This window comes from Moorella glycerini, assembly GCF_009735625.1.
Lineage (GTDB): Bacteria > Bacillota > DSM-521 > Neomoorellales > Neomoorellaceae > Neomoorella > Neomoorella glycerini.
In genome coordinates, this window is record NZ_CP046244.1 from 2,492,095 (window position 1) to 2,517,154 (window position 25,060).

23 protein-coding genes and 1 pseudogene are annotated in these 25,060 nt (G+C 53.4%); 21 read left to right on the top strand and 3 right to left on the bottom strand.

Annotation, left to right across the window (positions count from 1 at the left end):
• Window positions 1-10: 10 nt before the first annotated feature.
• The 3 genes from MGLY_RS12400 to MGLY_RS12410 all read left to right on the top strand — a co-directional run bounded on the left by MGLY_RS12400 (window position 11) and on the right by MGLY_RS12410 (window position 3,011).
• Window positions 11-1,438: a sensor histidine kinase gene (locus MGLY_RS12400; RefSeq protein WP_170291058.1), complete on the top strand. Its 1,428-nt coding sequence runs from the start codon at window positions 11-13 to the stop codon at window positions 1,436-1,438.
• 475 nt (window positions 1,439-1,913) lie between these two features.
• Entirely contained in the window at window positions 1,914-2,612 is a 699-nt protein-coding gene (locus MGLY_RS12405; RefSeq protein WP_156274282.1) for a helix-turn-helix domain-containing protein, read from the top strand.
• Between the two features lie 99 nt (window positions 2,613-2,711).
• Window positions 2,712-3,011 carry a phasin family protein gene (locus MGLY_RS12410; protein WP_156274284.1) on the top strand — a complete coding sequence of 100 codons (300 nt, stop codon included), beginning with the start codon at window positions 2,712-2,714 and terminating at the stop codon, window positions 3,009-3,011.
• A gap of 64 nt (window positions 3,012-3,075) precedes the next feature.
• Here MGLY_RS12410 and MGLY_RS18305 read toward each other — a convergent pair whose 3' ends face one another.
• A complete protein-coding gene (locus MGLY_RS18305; protein ID WP_246187521.1) occupies window positions 3,076-3,276 on the bottom strand; it encodes a hypothetical protein in 201 nt (66 codons plus the stop codon).
• On the opposite strand from MGLY_RS18305, the gene MGLY_RS12415 reads away from it, so the two are divergent.
• The 9 genes from MGLY_RS12415 to MGLY_RS12450 all read left to right on the top strand — a co-directional run bounded on the left by MGLY_RS12415 (window position 3,184) and on the right by MGLY_RS12450 (window position 13,447).
• Window positions 3,184-3,960, top strand: a complete 777-nt coding sequence (locus MGLY_RS12415) for a UbiA family prenyltransferase (RefSeq protein WP_246187496.1) — start codon at window positions 3,184-3,186, stop codon at window positions 3,958-3,960. The genes MGLY_RS18305 and MGLY_RS12415 overlap by 93 nt on opposite strands.
• Window positions 3,961-4,330: 370 nt before the next feature.
• Complete coding sequence (locus MGLY_RS18565) at window positions 4,331-4,459, top strand: hypothetical protein (protein WP_277997852.1); 129 nt, start codon at window positions 4,331-4,333, stop codon at window positions 4,457-4,459.
• 166 nt (window positions 4,460-4,625) lie between these two features.
• Window positions 4,626-6,713, top strand: coding sequence for a molybdopterin-dependent oxidoreductase (locus tag MGLY_RS12420; RefSeq protein WP_156274287.1), 2,088 nt, complete (start codon window positions 4,626-4,628; stop codon window positions 6,711-6,713).
• Window positions 6,714-6,734: 21 nt separating this feature from the next.
• Window positions 6,735-7,295 (top strand): 4Fe-4S dicluster domain-containing protein, encoded by a 561-nt coding sequence (locus tag MGLY_RS12425; RefSeq protein WP_156276425.1) that lies wholly within the window; start codon window positions 6,735-6,737, stop codon window positions 7,293-7,295.
• 42 nt (window positions 7,296-7,337) lie between these two features.
• A complete protein-coding gene (locus MGLY_RS12430; RefSeq protein ID WP_156274289.1) occupies window positions 7,338-8,567 on the top strand; it encodes a PucR family transcriptional regulator in 1,230 nt (409 codons plus the stop codon).
• Window positions 8,568-8,697: 130 nt separating this feature from the next.
• Complete coding sequence (locus tag MGLY_RS12435) at window positions 8,698-11,046, top strand: molybdopterin-containing oxidoreductase family protein (protein WP_156274291.1); 2,349 nt, start codon at window positions 8,698-8,700, stop codon at window positions 11,044-11,046.
• A 15-nt stretch (window positions 11,047-11,061) separates the two neighbouring features.
• On the top strand, window positions 11,062-11,682 hold the full coding sequence (dsrO, locus tag MGLY_RS12440) for a sulfate reduction electron transfer complex DsrMKJOP subunit DsrO (protein ID WP_156274293.1): 621 nt from the start codon (window positions 11,062-11,064) through the stop codon (window positions 11,680-11,682).
• A 15-nt stretch (window positions 11,683-11,697) separates the two neighbouring features.
• On the top strand, window positions 11,698-12,921 hold the full coding sequence (gene nrfD, locus MGLY_RS12445) for an NrfD/PsrC family molybdoenzyme membrane anchor subunit (protein ID WP_156274295.1): 1,224 nt from the start codon (window positions 11,698-11,700) through the stop codon (window positions 12,919-12,921).
• 388 nt (window positions 12,922-13,309) lie between these two features.
• Window positions 13,310-13,447 carry a hypothetical protein gene (locus MGLY_RS12450; RefSeq protein WP_156274297.1) on the top strand — a complete coding sequence of 46 codons (138 nt, stop codon included), beginning with the start codon at window positions 13,310-13,312 and terminating at the stop codon, window positions 13,445-13,447.
• 173 nt (window positions 13,448-13,620) lie between these two features.
• Here the strand turns inward: MGLY_RS12450 and MGLY_RS12455 are convergent, their stop codons facing one another.
• Both MGLY_RS12455 and MGLY_RS18310 read right to left on the bottom strand, forming a co-directional pair.
• Window positions 13,621-13,908: a hypothetical protein gene (locus MGLY_RS12455; protein WP_170291060.1), complete on the bottom strand. Its 288-nt coding sequence runs from the start codon at window positions 13,906-13,908 to the stop codon at window positions 13,621-13,623.
• Between the two features lie 134 nt (window positions 13,909-14,042).
• Window positions 14,043-14,213: pseudogene (locus tag MGLY_RS18310) on the bottom strand (ISNCY family transposase); the annotation flags it as partial.
• A 520-nt stretch (window positions 14,214-14,733) separates the two neighbouring features.
• Here MGLY_RS18310 and MGLY_RS12465 point away from each other — a divergent pair.
• The 9 genes from MGLY_RS12465 to MGLY_RS12505 are packed head-to-tail and all read left to right on the top strand — an operon-like array spanning window position 14,734 to window position 25,058.
• Window positions 14,734-15,018 carry a hypothetical protein gene (locus MGLY_RS12465; protein ID WP_156274303.1) on the top strand — a complete coding sequence of 95 codons (285 nt, stop codon included), beginning with the start codon at window positions 14,734-14,736 and terminating at the stop codon, window positions 15,016-15,018.
• Window positions 15,019-15,020: 2 nt separating this feature from the next.
• Window positions 15,021-16,424, top strand: coding sequence for an amidohydrolase family protein (locus MGLY_RS12470; RefSeq protein ID WP_156274305.1), 1,404 nt, complete (start codon window positions 15,021-15,023; stop codon window positions 16,422-16,424).
• Window positions 16,425-16,455: 31 nt separating this feature from the next.
• Window positions 16,456-18,276: an aldehyde ferredoxin oxidoreductase family protein gene (locus tag MGLY_RS12475; protein ID WP_156274307.1), complete on the top strand. Its 1,821-nt coding sequence runs from the start codon at window positions 16,456-16,458 to the stop codon at window positions 18,274-18,276.
• A 6-nt stretch (window positions 18,277-18,282) separates the two neighbouring features.
• Window positions 18,283-18,660: a 4Fe-4S binding protein gene (locus MGLY_RS18570; protein WP_156274309.1), complete on the top strand. Its 378-nt coding sequence runs from the start codon at window positions 18,283-18,285 to the stop codon at window positions 18,658-18,660.
• A gap of 50 nt (window positions 18,661-18,710) precedes the next feature.
• Window positions 18,711-20,060 (top strand): amidohydrolase family protein, encoded by a 1,350-nt coding sequence (locus tag MGLY_RS12485; protein WP_156274311.1) that lies wholly within the window; start codon window positions 18,711-18,713, stop codon window positions 20,058-20,060.
• Window positions 20,045-21,328: a M20 family metallopeptidase gene (locus MGLY_RS12490; protein WP_156274313.1), complete on the top strand. Its 1,284-nt coding sequence runs from the start codon at window positions 20,045-20,047 to the stop codon at window positions 21,326-21,328. The genes MGLY_RS12485 and MGLY_RS12490 overlap by 16 nt, the downstream gene beginning before the upstream one ends.
• 3 nt (window positions 21,329-21,331) lie before the next feature.
• Window positions 21,332-22,672 carry an amidohydrolase family protein gene (locus tag MGLY_RS12495; protein WP_156274315.1) on the top strand — a complete coding sequence of 447 codons (1,341 nt, stop codon included), beginning with the start codon at window positions 21,332-21,334 and terminating at the stop codon, window positions 22,670-22,672.
• Window positions 22,669-24,588, top strand: coding sequence for an aldehyde ferredoxin oxidoreductase family protein (locus tag MGLY_RS12500; protein ID WP_156274317.1), 1,920 nt, complete (start codon window positions 22,669-22,671; stop codon window positions 24,586-24,588). The genes MGLY_RS12495 and MGLY_RS12500 overlap by 4 nt, the downstream gene beginning before the upstream one ends.
• Complete coding sequence (locus MGLY_RS12505; protein ID WP_156274319.1) at window positions 24,585-25,058, top strand: 4Fe-4S dicluster domain-containing protein; 474 nt, start codon at window positions 24,585-24,587, stop codon at window positions 25,056-25,058. The genes MGLY_RS12500 and MGLY_RS12505 overlap by 4 nt, the downstream gene beginning before the upstream one ends.
• The last annotated feature ends 2 nt before the right edge of the window (window positions 25,059-25,060 follow it).

Here is a 25,060-nt window from a genome sequence, read left to right on the forward strand (position 1 = left end):
GCAGAAAAGGGTGAGCGGGTTGAAACTCAGGACCAGGTTAACCCTGGCCTTTATCATGGTAGTTCTCCTGGCGGTAGCGACCCTGGCGGTTGCCGTAGGCTGGGCCACCAGGACTTTCTTTCATGGGTACCTGGATGAGGTAGCCTGGAAACGCCAGCAGGTGTGGGCCGATTTTTTTACCGCTTATTACCGCGACAGAGGGGACTGGACCGGGGTCCAGGAGCTTTTTAATACCCCATGGCACGGCGGCCGGGGCCAGGGCATGGTCCGGGGGCAGGGTATGGGGCGGGGGCAGGGGTTGGGCTGGGGTCGGACCGGTTTAGAAAGGGTGATCCTGGCCGATAGCAGTAGCCTTGTTGTTGCTGATACTTATGGGCTCAGGTTAGGTGAAAGACTGTCCGAACAGGAATTGGCGCAGGGTACAGCGATTATCGTTAATGGCCAGAGGGTGGGTACCCTGTGGTTGACTACTACAACCCCACCGGGTGTCCTGTCCCAGGAAGACCTTTTTACCCGCTCCGTTACCGTGGCGATCATCCTGGCAGGTATAGCGGTATTAATCCTGGCCGGCCTGGCAGGCTTTTTCCTGGCCCGGCGGATAGCCGGGCCCTTGAGCAAACTTACAAAGGCAGTCCACAGGCTGGATGCCGGCGGCTGGGAACAGCGCCTGGTCCTAACCGGCGATGAAGAAATCGTCCAGCTGGTGACAGCCTTTAACGACATGGCTGCCCGGCTGGAAAAATATGAGGCCATGCGCCGCAACCTGGTTGCTGATGTGGCCCATGAACTGCGCACACCTCTAACCGTCCTGCGGGGTCAACTGGAATCCCTCCAGGCAGGAGCCCTGGAGGCAAAGCCGGAAGTAATAATGTCCTTGCATGATGAGATCCTGCGCCTCTCCCGGCTGGTTCATGATTTACAGGAACTGAGCCTGGCCGAAGCGAAAAAACTACCCCTGCACCAGGAAACTTTCAACCTGGTTGAGGCAGTGCAGAAGGTGTTGAATTTCTTCCAGGTTGAAGCTGAAGGTAAAAATATTACTCTAACCCTTAATGCTGAGGGACAGGAAATACAGGTAAAAGGGGACAGGGACCGCCTTACCCAGGTCTTAATTAACCTCCTGGGCAATGCCCTGCGTTATACGCCCCCGCAGGGCCAGGTAGGGGTAACCATCAAGGAGAAGTCCGGCGAAGTTAGCGTTTCAGTGGCTGATACCGGCCCGGGGATCGCAGCTGCCGATCTCCCCTATGTCTTTGAAAGGTTTTACCGGCCCGATAAGTCCCGGAGCAGGGCCCAGGGGGGAGCGGGGCTGGGCCTGGCCATTGCCAAAGGTTTCGTTGAAGCCCATGGGGGTAGAATCTGGGTCGAAAGCCAGCCTGGCCAGGGTACCAGGTTTACCTTTACCATTCCGGTTACCCGCCATATTATTCCTTCATAATTTCTCCATATATCCTATATTTAACACTCCTGGTTATAATTTATAAAAATTTGAGTTCCTTCCAACTTATCCATATCCATATATCCCGCCACTCCATTTCGCTATCATGCCGCTTTTTCGGGATATATTCGACTTTAAATCCTCAGCAGGCCGGAAAAGAGCACCAAAATATCACTGATGGATCACATCGTCCTGTTAGCCATCTTGACATCATTCAGAAGGCGTATTATAGTTAAGAAAACGGGGAAATTGGGGAAATTGTGGTTTATCTTATCGCCCATCGGCAACTTCTTATAAACCAACTATCCTGGGCGGAGGCGGTAGCGGAGCTACGGTCCCGGCAAGCCTCGAAGACCGTATCCTGACCTGAAAACATGCTTTATTTCGTTAAAATGATACCGCCCTTGACGGGGCCGGCACAGGGGGGTGATAATATTAATTGAGAGCAATAACTAACCTGGGGGAGGAAAATATAATGCGCATCACCCGGCGGCGCCTGGACTTCCTGCAAAAGATTAAACAGCTTTACGAAGCTACCAACTTGCCGGTGCATTACGCGCGGGTGGCCGAACTGCTGGGAGTCAGCAAGTGGAGCGCTTACGAGATGCTGAAAACATTGGAAAAGGAAGGTTTTTTGGCCAGCCAGTACGAAGTGAACCAGGGAGAAAAGTTTCCCGGCCGGGCGATGGTGCTGTTCGCGCCTACCCGCCTGGCTGAGGCGGTGCTGTCAGGGAAAACCCTGGAGGAGAAGGTTCCTGTTAAGGAATGGCGGCAAGTTAAAGAACGGTTGTTGTCCCTGTGCGAAGAACTGAAAAAGAACAATCCCAGGGAATTGATCGAACAACTGATGGCGGAACTGCCCGGCCTGGAACGCCCTTTGATTTTCAGCGCGTACATGATCGCCTTTTTAATCGCGCAACTACAAACCCTCAGTGAAAAGAGCCTCGGACTGGTTAAAAGCATGGTGATGAATGCGACCAAGGCGGAAACGGGACTGGCCATGTTTGCCGGCGCCGCCATGGGCAGTATGCTGAAAACAGCCCCCCAGTTTCCGCTGCTGTCCCAGATGACCGGCCATCTGGCCAGATTCCAGGGGAATCTGGCCAAGCTCAGCCAATCCGAACAGGCCCTGCTTATGGATTTCCTGGAAGAGATGTGGGAAAAAGCCACTTAATTCTCTTGGCAAGATATTTGGGGATATAGGGGATATTTGGGTTACCTGATGAGGGATTGCACAGATATTAGCATTACAAAAATTGAGGAGGAGTAACACATGAAAGAATTGGTACGCAAGGCCTTTGCCCTGGGTTGGGGAGCCATAGCCTTAACCAGGGAAGCGGCGGAAAAATTGGTGGACGAACTGGTGAAGAAAGGGGAAATGGGGCAGGAAGAGGCCAGGGAACTGGTAAATGACCTGCTGGAACGGGGTAAAAAAGAGCGGGAAGAGGTACAAAAAGTCATCCGCCAGGAAATGGAGCGGGTGCTGGGTGAATTAAACCTGCCCTCCCGGGACGACCTGTTGCGGCTGGAAGAAAAGGTAGACCGGCTGCTACAGCGGGGTGAGGAGAAGTAGGTGAGCCGCCATAGTTAAGAGGGATTATCAAAATTTGCACCAGGATAAATTGAAAAGTCTCGCTTTATACTTCTTGTTGCCCCGTCCGGGAGCTATTACAGGCGGCGCGATCTACTTCTGGGGTGGCATTGCCTATGGGGTAGCCCAGAGCCACCACTTTTCGGTAGTTGATATCGCCGTTGCCTGGTTGGGAACCGAGTTTCTGGTCAATCAAGCCAAATACTGGCTTAACGACTATAAAGATGCCGCAAGCGATCGGCTTCACCCACGGAAAAGGGAGCGAGCTGCGGCGGGCGGGGATTTGCCGGTAAAGTGGTTGCCCGCCCTGGCTGCTCTACGTATGATAACCGGGATCATTTTTTTGCTTTGGCACCAGCCTAAGATGCTGCCCCTGGCGCTGCTTTTGCCGGCAATCCAGCTTTGGTACGACACCGTCAAAAGGCTGCCGCTGCTTAACGCCGGGGTGGCAGCCAGCGGTTCCGTGGTCAGGTTTGCCGCCGGGTTATGCGCCATAACGGGAGTGTGGCCGCTGTTTTTCCCCTGCCTCCTCGTCTACTGCCAGCGCCTGGCAATATACGTTGCCTCTTACAGCGCGGAGGGGCGTTACCTCTTGCGTTACGGTAAAACGCCCGGTAAAGAATATACCCTCTTCTACGCGCAACACCCTTACCTGGAAAAACTGGCGGTGGCGTTATTCTTAGGGCTGCTCGTCTTTGCTCTGGGGCGGTCTATTCCCGGTGGGATCATTATTATCGGTATCGTGGTGGTCTTTTTGGGCGTACTTTACTACCGGATTAACGGGCCGGGGGACAGGGTCTACTGGCAGGGCTGGAAACTCCTGTGGGCTACTTGCGCCTTCGTATCCAGACAGCTGTCGGAGCAATTCAGATTAAAGTACCGGCAAAGATTTCTTTCCCAAAGGAGGCTCCTGTGCCTCAGAGATGGTTGATTCCGGTTTGTAGTTGAAGTTTTGGTAGAACTGCCTGAGCGATGTGCCGTCCTAAGTGACGACAATCGCTCAACTTTTGGCAGGCCTACCGGAGATATGAGGGGGAATTACGCCTCCCCCTAGATAATGAGGATTCTAACTAATGAAAATACGAAAGCATTTGAGAGCGGGAACAGTCTATAACCCGGGCAGCGGCCGGGGCTATTCGGTCCCGGAGGTAATCAAGGCGGCAGAAAAGGTGATACGGCCGCTGCGGAGAGGGCGGCCGGGGAAAATAGGGTGGGTACTTAAATATAGCTTTATGGTCGCTGCGTTCATTAAACGGAGTGGGTACGGCGATGGTACGGTGATGTTCGTCTTAACCGGTTAAGTGCAATTTAAAAGGCCGGGTATAAGACCCCGGGGCGCCGGTGAGGGTGTGGCCGTCTGCCGCCGCAGGTTACGGGAAGAGGCTAAAAGAAAAATCATCCGGCAGGTAAATGATAAAAGTTGCAGCTAAAGGATAGCAGGAAAAAATCTGACGGTAGCGAAATAGATGCTTAACAGGTATCAGGCAGATGAATTATAGGCTAATTATCGTCCTTCAGGGCCAGGTCCTGCGGCACCTGGATCATTCATGAGGCCCGTAAACCTGAACACGATTATGATCATAGCCATTAAGAGAGGTGTTCTCTATCGACGGCTACCAGGTTTACCGGCATGTTTGCCCGCGCAACTGCTTCTGCAGTTGCGGCCTCCTTTCCTATGTCCGTCACGGGCGGCTGGAAAAAGTAGCGGGTGATCCCCGGCACGGTTTCAACCAGGGCCGGCTTTGCGCCAAAGGCTATGCTTATGTTCAGCGGGTCTACTCACCCGAACGTGTGGTTTTTCCCCTGCGCCAGGTACCCCGGGGTTCAGGCAACTGGGAGCGTATTTCTTGGGACGAGGCTTTAGATATAATTGCCAGGAAAATTTTAGAGATTAAGGGTAGATATAATTCCCTTTTGCCGGTAGCGCTTTATGCTCATTATGGTAATATCGGCCTGTTGCACCAGGCCGTGGAAGGTTTTTTCGATGCACTGGGGTATATAAGTAAAATTAATGGTAATTTGTGCTGGTCTGCCGGTTTAGAGGCCAACCTATTAGATATGGGCACCAATTGCCAGCCCGATCCGGAAACAATGGCAGCTGCCCGGACGATTGTAGTTTGGGGGGCTAACCCGGCGTGGACAGCCCTGCATCAAATGCATATTATCGAAGCGGCCCGGCGACAGGGAGCTCTAATAGTAGTTATCGATCCGGTGTTAACGTCGACTGCTGCCCGGGCTGATGTCCATATCAGGATTAAACCGGGCGGCGATGGGGCCCTGGCCCTGGGTGTGGCCAAATATTTAATAGAGCAGGATTGGTGTGATCAGGAATTTATCGCCAACCGCGTTGCCGGATGGGATGAGTTCCTAACCTATCTCCAGCAGGAAATAGATTATGAAAAAGTTTGCCGGCTGGCCGGAGTAACAAGAGAGCAAATCGGCCTGCTGGCAGAACTTTTATCCCAGCGCCGTCCTGCGGTTATCTGGAAAGGTATGGGATTGCAACGTTATAGTAATGGCGGGCAAAATGTAAGGGCCATCAACGCCCTGGCTGCCATTACCGGCAACCTGGGTCAGTATGGCGGGGGGTTATACTATGCCAGCCTGCAGAACTGGGATTTATTCAATTATCATGCCCGCAACTGGTCACCCCCGGCGAATATGCAAGGCATTCCGGCCCCCGGGGGTGGTTTTACCCACCGGTTTTTAAACATCAACAGGACAGGGCGGGAATTATTGGCAGCTGCTGATCCGCCGGTCAGGTTTTTATGGCTGGCGCGCAGCAACCCCTTTTCCCAAGGCACAGACCTGGCCCTTATGGAAAAAGCAATCAAAGACATGGAAATGGTGGTCCTGGTTGATCAGTTTCTAACCCCTACTGCTGCTATAGCTGATATATTTTTGCCCTGTACCACCCAGTTTGAAGAATGGGATATTGTTATCAGTTACTGGCACTCCTGGGTGGCAATTAATCAGCCGGCCATTGACCCGGTAGGGGAGAGCAGGTCGGATTTGCGAATTGCCTGGGCCTTATCTCACCGGCTTAATGATCTCTCGCCAGGGTGTTGCCGCTTTCCTGCTGGCGGAGAAGAAGAGGAATGGGTGGCAGCAGAGTTCAACCCCAGGGTCTACAAGTTGCTGGGCATCAGGGATTATCGGGAACTCCTAGCCGGACCCCGTAAGCTGCAGATATTACCTCCACCCTGGCAAAACGGCCCTTTCCCCACTCCGTCAGGGAAATACGAGCTATATTCCGCTCAGGCCGGGGATTTGGGTTTGCCAGCTTTACCGGAATTCAAGCCTCCTTTATCTCCTCCTCCTGCTTATCCCTATCGTCTTCTCACGCCTCACATGCAGGCCAGCAATAATTCCCAGTTTTATAACCTCTCCTGGCTTGCAGTCGGCAGCCAGGAGCCAGTCCTGCGCCTGCATCCAGAAGTGGCGGCCAGAGTAGGGCTTAAAGACGGCGGCAAGGTCCGTGTCTATAATAGCCAGGGGGAAATAATACTACCGGCCAGGATAACGGCGACTGTCCCGCCGGATATAGTAGTATGTTACCAGGGCGGAATGGGAAAAGCCGTGAATCGCCTGCTGGGGAATGTAAGTACCGATATGGGGTCCTGGGCGACGGGAGCTCCGGCGCCGGCTTTCTTTGATACCTTTGTCAATATTGTCCCTTTATAGAAGGAGTAAAAGTTGATTAACATGAAAATATTCCTTTTCCAGGTAGACCGGTGCCTGGGCTGTCGCAGTTGTGAACTGGCCTGCAAGAATGAGTATCATTTAGGTGAACGGCAGCTTTTCCGCCGGGTACAGGAAATAGAGCGCCAGACAACTCAAGGGTTAGTGGTGTATTATCTTTCCCTGGCCTGCAACCATTGCGAACATCCTGAATGCTTCCGGGTGTGCCCTAACAGGACCTACCGGAAAAGAAGGGACGGGGTGGTCCTGCACGAAACAGGAAGATGCGATGGCTGCGGGCGCTGTGTCCAGGCCTGTCCCTACGGAGCTCCCCAGTATGATGAACATAAAGGGAAAGTTGATAAGTGCAACCTTTGTTATTCTAGGGTAGATGCCGGCCTGTTACCGGTTTGCGTTGAAGCCTGCCCTGTCGGTGCTTTGCATTTGGTGACAGCAGGCGAGGCAATTTTGGCAGATAGTGTCCAAGAGGTGCCGGGCTTTCCTGAACCCCATCTTACCGGTCCTTCCATACGCTTTATTCTTTCGGGACCGTTCAAAATTATGTTAAAAAAGACAACCAATTAACCCGGAGCATTGTCAGATCTGCTATGAGGAAGGAGGGGGGATATGCCGAAACAATTATTATCCAGCTTGTTGGTGACCATAGCCCGGAATGAAGGCTTAACGGCCCTGGCCAGGCTGCTGGCAGAATACTTCCGCAACCCGGTAATAATTACCGACGCCATCTATCGCATCCTGACCGCCCAGTCTTTTGCCGCCGGTTCTTGCCCCTTTCATGACTACCTGCCTTTACCTGTTAATTCCCGGCAACGCTGGCCGGAAATAAAGGGGAAGATCAACCGGGGAACTTTATCTGCCGCAGAGCACCCGCCTACTCCGTATATTGCCGTAGCTTTAGGCGAGGAAAAACTGGAAGGTTTTATCTTTGTCCTGGAAGTCGTCAATAGCTGGCACGACAACTTAAATGGCGCTCTACTGGAAGCGGCCCTGCCGATAGTGATCGAGATTAAAAAAGAACAAGCGCTCCTGGAGATAGAGCAGAAATATAAAAGGGAGTTTGTCCTGGAAATACTCTACAATAACTTTGAAGACTATGAGACAATCGTTAACAGGGGAAAAGCCTGGGGATGGAATCTGGCTGAACCCTGGGCTTTAATGGTCCTGCAAGGGGACGAAGAAACAAATTGCCCCGCCGGCCGGGAAAACTTGGCTCGCCTCTATAAGATAATTGCTTCATTTTTAGAGAAAAGGGGAGCCATAACCATAGACAACAAAAACCAGATGATAGTCCTGGTGCCTTACCGGCGGGAACAGGATAAAGCCCAAATAAAAACGATGCTGGCAAACCTGGTGGCCCAACTCCGTAATCAGGTTAAAAAACGTTTCCCTGATACATCTTTTTCGGTGGGTATTGCTGATTTTTACGCCAGCGTTACCGAATTGTACCGCGCTTTTCAAGAGGCGAAAACGGCCTTAAAGCTGGGAACCCTATTTAAAGGCGGGGAAAGCCTCACTTATTTTTCCGAACTCGGCATTATCCGCCTGCTCTACAAAATGGGTGAACTGGAGTTACGCGATTACTGGCAGAGCATCCTGGGACCCTTAAGGGAATATGATCGCCAGCACGAATCGGAACTCCTGGCAACCCTCAAAATTTATTTCCGTTGTGACGGTGACCAGCAGGAAACAGCTCGCCGCCTGTTTATTCATCCCAATACCCTCAAATATCGTTTAAAAAAGATCGAAGAAATCACAGCCTTGAACCTTAATAAAGTGGAAGCCATGGTTAACCTCTACCTGGCCCTCCAGGTGATGCATCTCCAAACCGCACCTTGAAGGTTACTCCATTGGGGGCGCTTGTTGTCTTCAGGGACAGTAGGCGCCTCTTTTATTTTGTCCATAACCATAAAGGTAAATCGAGAAGGCAGCGAGAAATACGTGAAAGAAATCCCATGGAGGAGGGGATATGAACCGTATGAGTACCAATTTTAAACTTTCGCGGCGCAGCTTTTTAAAGGGCACGGCGGCGGTGGCTGCCGCAGCAGGCGCCGGCTGGGCCGGGTTAAAGGCACCTGGATGGTTGCAACCTGCTACCGCGGCACCGCCCGGGGTGCAAGAAAAGGTAGTACGAACCATTTGTTCGCCTAACTGCTGGCAGACGTGTAATCATTTAGTTACCGTGCGGGATGGCAGAGTAGTGAAGACGGCCCCGGCACCCATGCCCGATCGGGAATACGACCGCATCTGCCTGCGGGGCCTGAGCCACATCCAGCGCATTTACCACCCGGACAGGTTGAAGTACCCCATGCGCCGGACCGGTGCGAGGGGGGAAGGGAAATGGGAGCGCATCAGCTGGGACCAGGCATTTAATATGATTGCCGATAAGTTTAAAGAATTGCGCAGCCAGTACGGGCCCCAGGCCGTTGCAGTTGTCCACCAATCGGGCAACTACGGTGTCTTAAATGGCGGTTACGCTGGTGCTTACCGCTTTGCCGGTATCCTGGAAAGTGTCCTGGCCTCAGGCAGTGTGGACCAGGCTATTCCTACGGGATTTGCTGCCGCCCTGGGGATGGGGATCTTCGACGCTTATTCTAACGAATGCGCCGATTGGGTTAATGCCAGGACCATTATTTTGTGGGGCAGCGCCTGTGCCGAGTCGCAAATCAACGAATGGCATTTTATCCAGGAAGCGGTGGAAAAGGGCGCCCACCTGGTGGTAATTGACCCCATATATACGACTACGGCGCAAAAGGCCCGGACCTGGGTCAACCTGCGCCCGGGTAGCGACACGGCCTTTGCCCTGGGGATGCTCAATATAATTATCAGTAATAAATTATATGATGCGGATTATGCCTTAAACAATACCTGCGCGCCTTTCCTGGTGAGGGAAGATACCAGGCTTTTTGTCCGGGAAAAGGAAAAACCCCTCGTTTGGGATACGGTTACCAGCCGGGCCGTCCCCTTCGATACGCCGGGAATAAAACCTGCTTTAGAAGGCGATTTTGCTGTTAGCGGTGTTAAATGCCGGACGGTATTTGCTAGATTAAAGGAAAACGTTCGTGATTACACTCCGGAGAAGGTGGCAGAACTTACTGGTGTTAAGGCAGAACTGGTCACCCGAGTAGCCACTTTGCTGGCGACCAATCGTCCGGGAGGTATCAAATTCGGTTTTGGCGCCGACCGTTATCACCACGCCGATCTCCTGGGCCAGGCCCTGATTACCCTCCTGGGCCTGACAGGGAACATCGGCAAGTCGGGTAATATTTTAGGCATGTTCTTCGCCGGCTTCGATCCCATGGTGTATAATGCCGGCTGGCTTTTCCCGGCCGGGACCTTTCCCAAGGTTTTGCCTCTCATCCAGCTCCAGGACACCATTATCAAACAGAACCCTTACCCCATAAAAGCCCTCTATATTACCTGCTCCAACCTGCTGGTGCAGACAACGGAGCGTAATAAATGGCTCAAAGAGGTCTGGCCTAAAGTGGATTTCGTTGTTGCTGTCGACCAGTTCTTTAATAATACCTTAAATTATGCCGACCTGATCTTGCCGGCGGCCCATTACTATGAAACAGAAGAAGTCGTCCTTGCCGGTGACGTTCCCTATATCATGTACCGCCAGAAGGCTGTTGACCCCGTGGGGGAGGCAAAACCTGATTGGGAGATTTATAAAGGGATAGCTTCCCGGCTCGGTTTTAGTCAATACTTCGGTACCATCGAAGAAGAGTCGGCGAAGTGGCTGGATGTGCCTCTTTTACGCCAGCAGGGAATTACCTACCAGCGCTTACGGCAAGAACAGGCCATCCGCTTCCTGCCCAAACCCTATATACCCTGGCAGGATGGCAAATTCAAAACGCCTACCGGCCGGCTGGAGTTTTACCTGGAAAAGAAGGTTAAGGAAGGGGAGGAACTGCCGGTCTTCAAGTGGCCCCTGGAGGCGGGACCGGATAACCCCCTGGCGGCCAAATATCCTTTAACTCTGATTACCCGCCATGAAAAATTCCGCATCCATTCCCAGTATGAAAATCAACCCTGGCTGCGGGAATTAAATCCTGAACCGGTAGCAGATTTGAATCCTGGCGAGGCGCAAAAACGGGGTATTGCCGACGGCGCCATGGTAGAGGTATTTAACGACCGTGGTCATGTAGTTTTAAAATGCCGTTATAATGAAGCCATTCCTCCCGGAGTGGTGCATATCCAGCAGGGCTGGTGGTATTACCCGGCAGGCCACCACCAGGAATTGACCCATGCTAATTTTAAAGCCAATACCTTGAATTACTCGTTTTTCGATGTAAGGGTAGATGTGAAAAAAGCTTAAGGGAGGTGGAGCCGGATGGCTAAAAAATATGGCATGGTTATTGATCTTAAACGCTGCATAGGCTGTCATACCTGCGCCGTCGCCTGCAAGTTAGAAAATAATGTACCCATGGGTATGTTCTGGAACCGGGTTTTAACCAGGGAGGCCAGCAGTATAGACCTGCCCCAGGGGAACTACCCTAATCTTAGCCGCGAATACCTGCCGGTAGCCTGCCAGCACTGCGAAAATGCGCCCTGCGTCAAGGTATGCCCGGTAGGGGCGACTTATAAAGACCCTGAGGGGCGGGTCCTGATCAACTACGAGCGCTGTATCGGCTGCCGTTACTGCATGACCGCCTGCCCTTATAATGCCCGGGTTTTCAACTGGCAGGAACCGGTGCGCATTCCTGCTCACGATTACGGTTCAGCCGGTGTGCCCCAAAGAAAACGCGGGATAGTAGAGAAGTGTTCCTTTTGCGAGCAACTGGTCAATGCGGGCGGGGAACCCTTTTGCGTCACCTGCTGCCCGGCCAGGGCACGGAAATTTGGCGATCTTAATGATCCAGACAGTGAGGTGGCCCGCCTCATCAGGGAACGACATGGCGAGCGGCTTTTAGAAGATAGGGGCACAAAACCCCAGGTTTATTATTTGCGTTAGCAAGGGGGGAAAGACATGAACAAGCAAAGATACTACTTCTGGCTTGGTGTTTTACTGCTCTTGTCCCTGGGTGGCCTGCTAGCCTGGATCTATCAAGTGGCTAACGGCCTGGTTGTCACCGGGATGCGAAACATCGTTTCGTGGGGCTTGTATATTAGTGCTTTCATGTTTCTTGTCGGCTTATCGGCTGGTGGTTTGATTGTTTCTTCCTCAGCTACGGTTTTCAACATCCGCCAGTTCAAGCCCGCCGCCAAACCGGCGATATTGCTTTCCGCCGTATGTATAATCATGGCCGTCATGTTTATTTTTGTTGATCTCGGCCGGCCGGACCGTTTTTTCAACCTCTTGCTCACGCCCAAATTTAATTCACCCCTCATCTGGGATGTGGTGGTAATAGCAGTTTACCTGGCAATTTCCCTCTATTACCTGTGGTTAACTTCCCGCCCCAAACTCGAAGAAAACAGGTACCGCGTCATCTCTGCCCTGGCCCTGCCGGTAGCTATCCTGGTGCACTCGGTAACCGCCTGGATTTTCGGCCTGCAAATTGCCCGGCCAACCTGGCACAGCGCTTTGCTGGCGCCCCTTTTTGTCGTATCCGCCCTGGATTCGGGCCTGGCCCTTTTGCTGGTGGTTTTAATCATCCTGGATCGGCTGGGATGGTATAAGCTGGAGAAGGAACTCCTGGCCACCCTGGGCGGCCTGCTGGCAGTATTGATTGCCGTAGATGTGTTTTTCATCTTTTCCGAGGTGCTTACCGCCCTCTACCCGGCCGAAGAACGTTTGATGAAGTATATCAATCTGCTGCTGATCGGTAGCCTGGCTCCCTTTTTCTGGGGAGAAATTGTCCTGGCGGCAGTTCCTTTCCTGATTCTCGTTTTTCGTTCCAACCGGGAGAGAAAGAGCCTGGTGGGCCTGGCGGCTTCCCTGGTGGTGGTCGGGGTGTTCTGCAAGCGCATCTGGTTGCTCTTTTCGGCCCTGATGCTGCCCCTCATCCCTTACGGCCCGGGCGTTACCCTGGGCAGCTATGCCCTGCCGCCAGGTGAATTCAGCCGTTACTACCCCAGGGTCTGGTCGACGGCCGGCCAGTATGTGCCTACCTGGGTGGAACTGCTGATCTTTACTGGCATCTTTGCCTTTGGCGCTTTGCTTTATATTCTCGCAGCCAGGATTATCCTGGCCGAGGGTCCCGGGGAGCAAAAAGCTCCTGTAACCGGCGATGAGCTTAAAGTTATAGCTTAATTATTAACGGCAGGGGCAACCCGGATCGGGTTGTCCCTTAAATTTGTCATTGCTTGAGCCATGAAAAAGCTGGGCTAAATTGGCTCTTTATTTTCAAATATAGGCAAGCATTTGTCTTTTAACTTTTCCGTGGTGGGAGCGAAGCGGAGACAATTGTCATGGATAATGCCCGTGTAAGCCCTATAGATGCCACATTGTTCCATATTAGCAAAACTCTAGCCTGGACGGTGGTAAAATTTAATTTTTACTAAGGTGACCATCAAAAGACGTTATACACGTACAATATTATGATTAGTCTTTTTCACCACCTTAGCAGTAACTCCCGTGTCTTTCGGCGAATAGCAGGCGAATAGCAAAAGTTGGGTAGAAAACCATCAGGGGGTTAACTATGCTAGCCATTGTCAATTCCGTCGTCCTCGTAGGCCTGGAGGGGCACAGGGTCAGGGTAGAAGTCGATATCAGCAACGGCCTGCCGGTTTGTGAGAGTGTTGGTCGAATTATATACACCAAAAGTCTACAATCGTAGGCTAGTTTTTTAAATAAAAATAAGCTATCTCATGGGAAATTAATTCTAGCTAAACTATGCAATGCAATACAATACTTTTCGATACGTCGTCCACCGATGCTTAGGAAATCAACTTATGTTAAAGGACAGTGAAAATGTCACCCCAAAAACACCTTAACGGGACAGAGAAAATGTCACCCCCCTTGACTGGCAGGTAAGAGATTATTGTGGGGTAAAGGAATCGCTTTTTTAGCCGGGTTGATGGGCATACGACGCCAGGGATGGTCTGGCGCTGGCTTATAAGCCCTACTTGCCGGGGCTTTCTTAGGCTCTTCAGCCATCACCTTTGGTGGCTGGGTAAGCTCCCGCAATAAGTAGCGATTACCGCCATAGAGGGCGCTTAAAGAACCATCCAGGTGGGTTAGCACCTCCACATTAGCCCCCGGGCGCAAAACGACCACGGAGCCTTTCATATCTACCAACTGGTAGATATGGCAAGAATAGGAGAAGGAAGATCCGCGGGAAGCCTTGCGCTCTTGTCGTAAAGATAAAATTTGTTTTAATGTAGCCGGAGAAGGGCAAGGGCGTAAGCCGGTTCCGGGCAGGCTGGTGTAACGGCAAAACGCCGGTTAAACCTCTGGATAAAACCTGGCAGGAAGGCATTAGCCTCTTCCAGGGTGGAAATACCAGCCAGGCGGAGCTCAACCACCAGGCGGCCTTGTAGAGTGCCCCGGAGGCGCTCCACGCGCCCTTTAGCCTGGGAGGAGCAAGCGGGTATATGGTTAATACCCAGCTCGGCAATGGCCCGGGGGCGTTCACTTAAGCCCAGGACCTCAGCAGCCTGCCTGTTGGTAATCTTGCCTTTTATGACTTGTTCAATCACAAACACCTGCGCGACTCTTTGACACTCAAAAAGATTTCTCTTCCATAGTGACATTTTCTCAGTCCGCTTACACATAGAGCCATCAACCTATTGACATTATAGAAACGTGGAACTATAATAGTTCTAAAAGTTAATAAGTTGGATAAGCAAAGATGCTTACAAGACGATGAGGTTACCTGTTGTTAGAAGGCGGGTAACTTTTTTCGTAATTAAGTGTGGCTAAGCGAAGGTGCTACTGTGTGGGTTTTCAAGAAACCCGCTGGTAGCATTTTTTATATTAAAAATATATTGGATTTCGCTAGAGATTCCATATAAATAAATTGGCACTCATAATGGCATTTATAGTTACTGTTTTTGGGTTGTAAAATGATTTTAAGGATCCAGCACTTATTTATGTCCACTAAACTTATCCTTAGTATTTGCGATGATTATTGTTATCCCAACTTTTTGGAAACAATGGGAAGCTTTTTTGGAATTTAGGGTGACTGGCTGTTACAAGGGCCATGTATCGATTTGTCAAAAATGCCGAAAAATATCTTCTGGAGCGAATGCTATTTTGGAAATTCCTACGAAGGAGATATTCAATATAAGGAAGAATAATAGAGGTGTAATTTGCGATAAACGCTTTCTCCTTTCCTGTATTGGCGCCAACTGGGAAAACAGGAAAAAGGATTATACTGGAATTGTGGTTAGGGAGGAGATAGGGTAATTATGGTTGACCTTATAGTTCAAAACGGCATCTTGCTAACCATGGATCAAGAACGCCGGGTATTTCGCGGGTCAATGGCAATCAATGGCGGTAAAATTGTGGCTATTGGCGATTGTTACCATTTAGAGGCAAGTAAAACTATTGATGCTACTAATTGCGTGGTTATGCCAGGCATGATAAATTGTCATACGCACATTTATCAAGCCCTCATCGAAGGCATTGGCTACGACATGCACTTTGAACCCTGGAATTGGCGTTTCTTATTTCCCATCGTTTCGCGCATGAGCCCCGAACATTCTGCTATAAGTGCGGAACTAGCCAGCCTGGAGATGATAAAGTCGGGGACCACTATGGTATGTGACCACTGGTATATGCACACTTCCTTTCAAAACATACGCCAGGTGGCCGAGGCCCTGGATCGTAGCGGCATCCGCGCCAACATCATCTACGGCCTGCTAGACCAGACCTTTGCCGGCGAGCGTATCAATTCGGAATATATGACCATGATTCACGACAAGGACAACTTGATTGAAGACGCCCGCGATTTTGTCCGGGAATGGCACGGCAGCAATCGCACCATAGTTTCCATCGGCGCCGGGTCGAGTGAGGATGCTTCGGAGGCCTTGTTGATTAAATCCAAGGAACTGGCGGATGAATTGTGCATCCAGGTGAACACCCACCTGGCCGGGTGGCAGGATATCCTGGCCTACTGCTACCGAAAATACGGAATGCGGGATTTGGAATTCATGCATAGCCGCGGTCTCACCGGGCCCACCTCGGTCTTTGTGCATGCCGTCTGGTTAACCCCCGAAGAAATAAACATCATAGCTGAAACAGGCAGCCGCATTGTCCACTGCCCGGTGGCCAACGCCCTCTTAGGCTACGGGGTGGCGCCAGTTCCAGCCATGCTGGCGGCAGGCATCCCCGTGGGCCTGGGCACCGATGGGGCAGCCAGCTACACCTATGATCTTTTTGAGGTGTTGAAAGCTGCTGCCATGATCCAAAAAGTACACAACATGTCGGCTGATCTGTTGACCGCGGAACAGGCCCTGGAGATGGCAACTATTGGCGGGGCCAGGGTTCTGGGGGTCGATTCCCAAGTGGGCTCCCTGGAAATAGGGAAGGAAGCCGATGTGATCCTAGTGGATTTTGATAGTCCCCACCTGTTGCCTATTAACCGGGTAGTTCCCAAACTGGTTTACAGTGCTAAAGGCAGTGATGTGCGGACGGTAATAATCAACGGCAAAATAGTGATGGAAGACCGTAAGGTCCTGACAGTGGATGAAAAAGCCATCAAAGAACGGGCTCTACAGGCTGCTGCCGAACTGGTGCATAATGCCGGCCCGGAAACCGAGGCATTGTTGCGGGGAGCCTGGGGAGGCAAACGCCCCTACTGGCGTAGCTAAGACTTAAAACCCGTGCATCGAGGTGTAGATCATGGCCCGTTTTGGTACCCTGCTGCGCATTAACTTAACCCTTGAGCAGGCCAGGGAAGAAGAGATCAACCCGGACGTTCTGGAGCAGTTCGTAGGCGGTAAAGGGCTGGGAGCCTGGTACCTTTTTAATGAAATTCCCACGGGCTGCGACCCTTTAGGTGAGGAGAACAAATTATTTATGGCGCCCGGCGTCTTAAGCGGGACGCCGGCACCGGGCGCTTCCAAATATTTTGTAGTTACAAAATCGCCACTAACCGGTATATTCTTAGATACCAACTCAGGTGGCCATTTCGGGCCAGAATTGAAGGCCACGGGTCACGACCTGGTGATCATCGAAGGCCGAGCCTCGCGCCCGACGTGGATTTATATTGAGAATGACAAAGTAAGCTTTATTGCGGCCGAGGACCTCTGGGGCAAAGGGATATACGAGACAGAGACCATTATTCGTGAGCGCTTGAAGGATCCCCGGGTGCGGTGCGCTTCTATCGGCCCGGCCGGGGAAAACCTGGTGCGCTATGCCTGCATCGCCAATGATTATTCCCGGCACCTGGGGAGAGGCGGTGCCGGCGCCGTAATGGGTTCCAAAAATCTTAAGGCCATCGCTGTGCGGGGTTGGCAGGATGTAAAGGTGGCCCGGCCGGAACTGTTTGAGCAGGCGGTAAAGGCCGCCGTAGCCTGGGTCATGCAGAACGGATGGGTCGCCTTGAAGCGCCGCTGGGGCACCTCTGAAGCCGTGGAAATAATGAATCAGCAGGGCATCTGGCCGGTGAATAATTTTAGTGCTACTACCTTTGAGGGAGTAGATCGGATTAACCACGAAGCCTTTGACCGCGGCCTGGTAAGGAGGCTGGCCTGCGCCACCTGCCCGGTCGCCTGTTCTAAAGGCTACCGTGATACCACTTATACCGGCGGAGAAGTCGAAGGTCCGGAATTCGAAACCATCACTTTGCTGGGGGCCAACCTGGGCCTGGCCGATCCCCAGGCTATAGCCGCAGCCAACTATCTATGCAACAACTATGGTCTAGACACGATTTCCACGGGTGCCGTTATCGGCCTGGTTCTGGACGGTTTGCGCCAGGGGAAGTTGACCCAAAACCAATTAGGGTTGCCGGAGAACAAGACTGGGGTAGAGCTGGTGCTGTGGTTAGTTAACGCTATCGCCCGGCGCCAGGGTTGCGGAGACCTGCTGGCCCAGGGCTCCCGGCGTATGGCGGAAGAATTGGGGTTGGGGGATACGGCGCCCCAGGTTAAGGGCATGGAAATGTCGGCCTACGACCCGCGGGCTTCTTACGGCATAGGCCTGGCCTACCAGACCTCGGACCGGGGAGCCTGTCACCTCAGGACCTGGCCCATCGGCCGGGAGATAAGCGGCGAGCTGCCGCCGCGGAACTCCATTGAGGGCAAGCCCGAATTCGTCAAACGGCAGCAGGATGAGAAAGCAGCCCAGGAGTGCCTGGGGGTGTGTCAGTTCCCCTACGGCATAGGGTTACTGGGTGACGAACTCATTAATTTGCTGAATGCGGCCATAGGAACCAATTTCACAGTGGATAGTTTTCGCCGGGTAGGCGAGAGAATCTGGAATCTGGCGCGGCTGTTCAACGTAAGGGAGGGCCTGAGCCGCAAGGATGACCTTTTGCCTCTCAAGTTTAGCATTGAACCCTTACCTGATGGGTTATCCAGAGGCAAGACCTTGAGTTACCCTTTGCAGGAACAAATGCTGGACCGCTACTACCAGCTTCGCGGCTGGGATGAAGACGGCATACCTTCGGCCGCAAAACTGCAAGAACTGGGTTTACAGCTTAAGGTACCGGGAGGAAAGTGAAAGCCAATGGCACGCCTTAAGTTAAATAAGAATTTTTGTACAGGGTGCCGCACCTGTGAATACGCCTGCTCTCTGGCCCACGGGGGTGCCTACAATCCCGAACACAGCCGCATCCGGTTATACCGGACGGGTTGCCTGCAGATAGAAGCTAGGTATTGCGTTCAATGTTCTCGCCCCCGGTGCGTAGGCGCTTGCCCCAGGGGAGCCATCCACAAGCAGGATGAAAAGGTTACCATCGATCCTGAGTTGTGTGACGGCTGCGGTATATGTCAAGGTATCTGTAATCGGATTATGCTGGACAGAGCCACCGAAAAAGCCGTAATGTGCGATGGCTGTGGCGCGTGTGTCCCCGCCTGTCCTGAAAGAGCCCTGGCCCTTAGCTGATGGGAGAGGCCGGGCAAATTATTTAGTGAATTCAAGGAGGAGAATTTCTAATGATACTCATAAAAAATGCGCTAATTGTAACCCAGGACCAGGATCATACCGTCATCCGCAACGGTTACATCCAGGTGGACGGCGATCACATTTCGGCTCTGGGCCCTATGGAGGAATTGAGGGACCAGGAGATTCCGGGAGCCGAAGTCATTGATGCCAATGACCAGATCGCCATTCCCGGATTTGTGTGCTGTCACAACCACCTCTATAGCGCCATTGTACGGAGTCTTCCCTATTCCGGTTATGATGACGTGGACTTTTCCTTCGTCTCCTGGATGGAACGTTTCTGGTTTGACAAGTTGGAAAACAAGGTCAATAACGACGATGTATATATAGGCACGCTGATCAATTGCATGGAGCAGGTCAAGCGCGGCATCACCACCACGGCTGATACGGTGGAGGGCCCCAATGCCCTCCCGGGAACCCTTTTTGCGGCCGGCAAGGCAGCTCAAGAATCCGGTATGCGGGCCGTCCTGTCCTTTGAGACCACCGGCCGGATAAGCGAGGAAAACGCCAGGCTGGGTCTGGAGGAAAATATCAATTTTGTCGAAGCCATGCGTAAGAACCCCGGACGCATCGAGGGCCGTATCGGCGTCCACACTACCTACACCTGCTCCACTGAACTCATCCAGGCCGCCCGTCGGGAGGCCGACCGCCTGGGTTGCGGTCTGCAGATGCACTTATGCGATGACCGCTGGCACAGCTTTGATACCACCTTACGCTTTGGCAAGCGGGCCGTCAAATATCTGGAAGACATCGGCTTCCTGGGGCCTGACGTGTTATTCGCTCACGCCAGCTATATCGACCCTTTGCAGGACCCTGAGATCCTGGCCAAATATGACTGCAAGATTTCCCACCAGGCAGTTTCCAATGCCATCTTCGGGTTTTGGCCCAATATGGTACCCTTAATTCGCGCCGGGGTAACGGTGGCCCTGGGCATAGACGGTATGACCCAATCCATGTTTGAAATTATGCGGGCGGCCCAAATGATTCACCGGATACGCTATGAGAACCTGGAGCTGCTCTCCGATAGCGAGGTCTTTAATATGGCTACTATGAACGGGGCGCGGTGCCTCCAGAAGGAAAAGGAAATCGGCTCCCTGGAAGTGGGCAAAAAAGCTGATATCGTGCTCCTGGATAACACTAGCCCGGTGCCGGTGTTCGAAGGGAACGTATACAACTTCCTGGTCAGCGTAGCTGATAGTTCCCATGTGGATACGGTTCTGGTGGATGGTCAGGTGGTGGTTCGCCATAAGAAACACCAACTGGTGGATGAGGCCGCCATGCGCGAAGAGTGCCGGGAAAGGGCTAAAGATTTCTGGAAGCGGAACGGGTGGCCTATCCCATGAACAAACCCCGGGTAAAGGCGGCGGACGCGGACGTCAAAACGATTTCGGAACCGGAAACCCTTGTGGGACGGCCCGGCGGGATATCCCGGGAGCAGGTTGTGGAGCTCACCAGCAAATTGATCGCCATTCCCAGCGTAAACGGGGAAGAGGGCTGCCTTGGGGAATACCTGCGGGAACTCTTCCAAATTCTGGGCCTCCAGGTAGTCACCCAGGAAGTGGCCCCTGGCAGGTTTAATGTCCTCGGGATATGGCCACCCATTGAAGAGATCGCAGTCGCGACAGCAGGCCTTCTGCTTCACGCTCACTATGATACGGCTGCCCCCTACGATATGGAGGAGCCCTTCTCGGGAGCTGTCAGAGGAGGTTATATTTGGGGCCGGGGCACTGTAGACCAGAAAGGGGGCCTGGCAGCAGCCATCATGGCGGTGGCGACGGTAAAAAGCCTGGGGTTTAAGCCGAGCAAGCCCGTTGTAGTGGCCGCCGTGGTGGATGAAGAGGCTGAACATCGCGGGAGCAGCCGCCTGGTACAAAGCGGCCTGAAGGCGGATATGGCCATAGTGACTGAGCCCTCAAGCTTGAGGATAGTCCCGGGCTGTAAGGGCACCGTACCCCTGAAAATCGAGGTGGAGGGGAGGGCGGCCCACGGCTGCCGGCCCTGGCTGGGAATCAACGCAGTGGCCCGGGCGCTGCCAATCTTGAAGCGTCTTTTCGAGCTTACCTACCCGGAAGTAGATCTGGGGCCCGAGCTGGGCCGTATCCGGGGGTCCTTGAATGTAGGGCTGATCCAGGGCGGAGTGGCCTACAACATGGTACCTGCCAGTTGCACTATATGGCTGGATCGCCGGACGGTTCCCGGCGAAACCCCAGCAGGGGTAATGGCCGAAATACAAAAAGTCCTGACCCTGGCGAGAGAAGAGGTGCCGGACTTAAAGGCGGATGTCAGCATCGCCCGTCCCGATTGGAACTGGGAGCCCATCAGGAAGCGCGGACTGAATCCCGCTTTGACTGCGGTGGACTCGGCGGTTGTTTCCCTGGTACGGGAGACTCACCAGCAGGTGCTGGGGAAAGACCCGGTGCTATATTTTACCGATGGTTATAACGAACTGGATTTTCTGGTAAACGACCTGGGCATTCCCTCCATCCAGTACGGGCCAGGCGACTCCAGGTTGGCCCATACCTCTGAGGAAAGGGTGGAGGTGGAGGAACTGATAACCTGCACCGAGGTTTACGCCCGCCTGATCCTTAAGGCTTGCGGAGGGGAGGTATGAGCATTGTCGGCAATTCCCCAGAAGGCGGACCTGTTGCTTACCGGCGGCTATGTGCTAACCATGAATGAGCGGCAGGAGCGCCTGGTTAAAGGAGCGGTGGCCATTAAAGGGAGCCGCCTGGTAGGCGTGGGCGAGGCGGAGGCCTTAAAGGCTCAATTTGTGGCCGACAAAGTTATTGATTGTACCGGTGCTATCATAATGCCCGGTCTGGTAAATGCCCATACCCATGAAACCCTTACCCGGGGCCTGGCCGAGGATTTGCCCTTGATGCGCTGGCTGCAAGAGATCTGTTATCCCCTTGAGAAGAATTATACCGCCGCAGATATGCAGGCGGCAGCCCTCATGAACCAGCTGGAAATGATAAGAGGAGGCATTACCTGCTTTATCGATATTTTCCGCTTTGCGGATGCCGCAGCAGCGGTGGCCCGGGAATCGGGCCTTCGGGCCATCTTCTCCCCCCAGATTATTGACGAGTTCTCCTCCTTTGGGGAATCCCTGCCCCGCACCGAAAGGCTCATAAAGGAGTGGCACGGTTGCTGCGACAACCGGATCCAGGTGTGGGTGGGAGTGCATGCGCCCTATTCCAACTCACCGGCGGTTTACCGCCAGGCCCGGGAACTGGCCAACCGCTACGGGGTGGGCCTCCACACTCATCTGGCGGAAACCCGCGATGAAGTGCGCCTTATCGCCGAGAAATATGGCAAGACTCCGGCCCGGCATCTTTTTGATCTGGGAGTTTTTGACGGCCCCTCGGTGGTGGCCCACTGCGTGCACCTCTCGGAAGAGGATATGGATATCCTGGCCCGGCAGAAGGTGGGGATTGCTTACAATCCCACGAGCAATATTAAAATGGCGGCCGGCATAGCCCCGGTTCCCCAGATGCTGGCCAAAGGCTGCCGGGTGGGGTTAGGTACGGATTCAAACTTAAGCAATAACAATTTAGATATGTTTGAAGAAATGAGATGGGGTTCCTACATCCAGAAAATGGCTCATAATGATGCCGGGATCCTGCCGGCTTACCGGATGCTGCACCTGGCCACCATGGGTAGCGCTGCTGCCCTGGGTTTGGATAAGGAAATTGGCTCCCTGGAAGTGGGAAAAAAGGCGGACATTATAGTGTTAAGCCTTAAGGCGCCCCACCTGTGGCCTGTTTATACAGACCGGGCCGACAATGTGGTGGAGCAGATAGTGTATTCGGCCAGGGCTGACGACGTAATTACCACTATTGTGGATGGCCGCCTCCTTATGGAAGACAAAAAAGTTTTAACCATTGATGAAGATAGGGCCTTCCATCAGGTGCAGAGTGCTGCTGCCAGCCTGTATGAAAGGAGTTTTGGGCAGTGAAGAGTGTTAAAGGCGACACCGTGTTACGGGTAAACCTGTCCACCGGCCAGAGCAGGATCGAAAAATTGAGCCCACACTTTGTGGCTGATTACCTTGGGGGCCGTGGCTTTACCTCTCGCCTTATGCTGGAGGAAATAGGTGCCGAGGTTGATCCTTTAGGTCCGGAGAATAAACTTTTCTTCGCTACCGGCCCCTTTACCGGCACGTCGTGGCCCTCTTCTTCCCGCTATACCGTGGCGGCCAAATCACCTCTAACAGGCATCCTGGGCGATGCCAATTCAGGAGGTTTCTGGGCGGTAGAACTTAAACGGGCGGGTTATGACGCTCTGATAATTGAGGGCCGGAGCCCGGAACCGGTTTACCTTTTCATTGACGACAGTCAGGTGAGCTTGAGGAGCGCCCGAGGTATATGGGGCAAGGATTTCATTACGGCTACCGACTTGATTCGGGAGGAGCTAGGGGACCCTGAAATTAAAGTAGCCGGAATCGGGCAGGCCGGCGAGAACCTGGTGCGTTTTGCAGCCGTAATGAATGACTACTACCGGGCCGCCGGCAGGACCGGTATGGGCGCAGTCATGGGCTCCAAGAATCTAAAAGCCATTGCCGTAAGGGGTAGCCAGGGCGTTCGCCCGGCCGACATGGAGCGTTTCCAGCGGGCAGTTGCAGTCGCTTACCAGAAGAACATGGCCAGCCCCTGGCTGCGTAGCTTTCGGGATGCCGGTACGGCTATGCTGGTGGACCTGTGCGCGCCTCTGGGCATCATGTCCACCCGTAACTTTGCCAGCGGGGTTTTCCCCCATTGGCGGAAGATCAATGCAGAGGCCTTTCGCAGCCGCTATCGGATGACCAACGGGGCCTGTGCCAACTGCGTTAATCGGTGCGATAAACGCCTGGTGGTGCTGGAAGGCCAATACCGGGGCCTCTTTGGCCGGGCGCCGGAGTATGAGGCTATTTCCGCCTTCGGCCCCCGGTGCGACATCGACGATCTGGACGCCATAGTCTATGCCAACCATCTCTGCAACCTTTATGGGATGGACGTCATGTCGGCAGGGGGCGTCATTGCCTTTGCCATCGATCTCTTCCAGGCCGGCCTGTTGACCCCTGAAGAAACCGGTGGCCAGGTTCTCAAGTGGGGTGATCCCGAGCTTCTGGTGAACCTGGTCCAGGATATAGCCTTCCGGAAGGGTCTGGGTGATCTCCTGGCCGAAGGTGAGCGCCGGCTGGCACAACACGTGGGCGATGCTGCCAGGGAACTGGAGACGGATATTAAAGGTTTGGAAATGGTCGGCGGGGACATCCGGGGCCAGTTGGAGCATGCCCTGGGTTGGGCCGTGGCCAGCCGGGGCTGCGACCATTTGCGCGGTCTGGCCAACGTGGTCCTTTTTGGGGACCGGGAGACAGTGGAGAAAGTTTTTGGCAGGGAAAAGTTTCCGGAAATCCTGGACAGCCACTCCCCCAAATATAAGGGCTACGTTATTAACTGGTGTGAGAATTTCCTGAGCGCCGTGGATGCCCTGGGCCTTTGCAAGTATGTCACGGCTTACCCGGTCTTCCTGCCGGAAGACCTCTGTGAAGCCTATGCCGCCCTTACCGGTCGGGAGGTAACTCCCGAGTACTTCATGCTGTGCGGGGAGCGCATCACCAACGTGGAGCGCCTGTTTAATCTGCGCCAGGGCCTTACGGCGGCGGACGACATCGTTGGCCTGAAATTCACCAAACCCATGCCGGAAGGCCCGGCCAAGGGAATAGCTGTGGAAATCGAACCCATGGTCGCCGAATACTACCGGGTCCGCCACTGGGATGCCCAGGGGGTACCTACCAGGGCCAAGCTGCAGGAGCTGGGACTTTTGGACGCAGGGTTGCAAGTGGCTGAGGCCAGGGGGTTAACCCTATCAGAGGGGGGAAAAGAGAATTGAAAAAGTTGCTCGTTGATTATAGCAAATGCACCGGATGCGGTTCCTGCGAGATGCACTGTTCTTCCCGGAGCGGAGAATTCAACCCCCTCTTAAGCTTCATCAATGTGGTGCGCAGGGAAAAGGAAGGTGCCTTCATCCCCCTGGTCTGCGCCCACTGCGAGGAGCCGGTCTGCCAGGCGGTATGCCCTTACGGCGCCATTAGCAGGGTAGACGGAATCGTGCGGGTGGAACAACAAAAATGTCGCGGCTGCCGCCTGTGTCTGCAGGTATGTCCCTTTGGCGCCCTTCGGCAGTTGCCCGGCCAGAAGACGGTGCAGAAATGCGACCTCTGTGGTGGGGACCCCCAGTGCGCCCGATATTGCCCCAGCGGGTCCTTACAATACGTGGAAGAGGAAGTCTATAACCGTAGCCGGCGGCGCGAACTGGCGGCGCGGGTTTGGGATGAAGCCACCTCTGAAAGGAGCACGTAAAC

Bases quoted from the DNA above. Each gene is read 5' to 3' on its own strand.
- MGLY_RS12405 (WP_156274282.1), top strand. From the start codon at position 1,914: ATGCGCATCACCCGGCGGCGCCTGGACTTCCTGCAAAAGATTAAACAG.
- MGLY_RS12410 (WP_156274284.1), top strand. From the start codon at position 2,712: ATGAAAGAATTGGTACGCAAGGCCTTTGCCCTGGGTTGGGGAGCCATA.
- MGLY_RS12425 (WP_156276425.1), top strand. From the start codon at position 6,735: ATGAAAATATTCCTTTTCCAGGTAGACCGGTGCCTGGGCTGTCGCAGT.
- MGLY_RS12430 (WP_156274289.1), top strand. From the start codon at position 7,338: ATGCCGAAACAATTATTATCCAGCTTGTTGGTGACCATAGCCCGGAAT.
- MGLY_RS12435 (WP_156274291.1), top strand. From the start codon at position 8,698: ATGAACCGTATGAGTACCAATTTTAAACTTTCGCGGCGCAGCTTTTTA.
- dsrO (WP_156274293.1), top strand. From the start codon at position 11,062: ATGGCTAAAAAATATGGCATGGTTATTGATCTTAAACGCTGCATAGGC.
- nrfD (WP_156274295.1), top strand. From the start codon at position 11,698: ATGAACAAGCAAAGATACTACTTCTGGCTTGGTGTTTTACTGCTCTTG.
- MGLY_RS12450 (WP_156274297.1), top strand. From the start codon at position 13,310: ATGCTAGCCATTGTCAATTCCGTCGTCCTCGTAGGCCTGGAGGGGCAC.
- MGLY_RS12465 (WP_156274303.1), top strand. From the start codon at position 14,734: ATGATTATTGTTATCCCAACTTTTTGGAAACAATGGGAAGCTTTTTTG.
- MGLY_RS12470 (WP_156274305.1), top strand. From the start codon at position 15,021: ATGGTTGACCTTATAGTTCAAAACGGCATCTTGCTAACCATGGATCAA.
- MGLY_RS12475 (WP_156274307.1), top strand. From the start codon at position 16,456: ATGGCCCGTTTTGGTACCCTGCTGCGCATTAACTTAACCCTTGAGCAG.
- MGLY_RS18570 (WP_156274309.1), top strand. From the start codon at position 18,283: ATGGCACGCCTTAAGTTAAATAAGAATTTTTGTACAGGGTGCCGCACC.
- MGLY_RS12485 (WP_156274311.1), top strand. From the start codon at position 18,711: ATGATACTCATAAAAAATGCGCTAATTGTAACCCAGGACCAGGATCAT.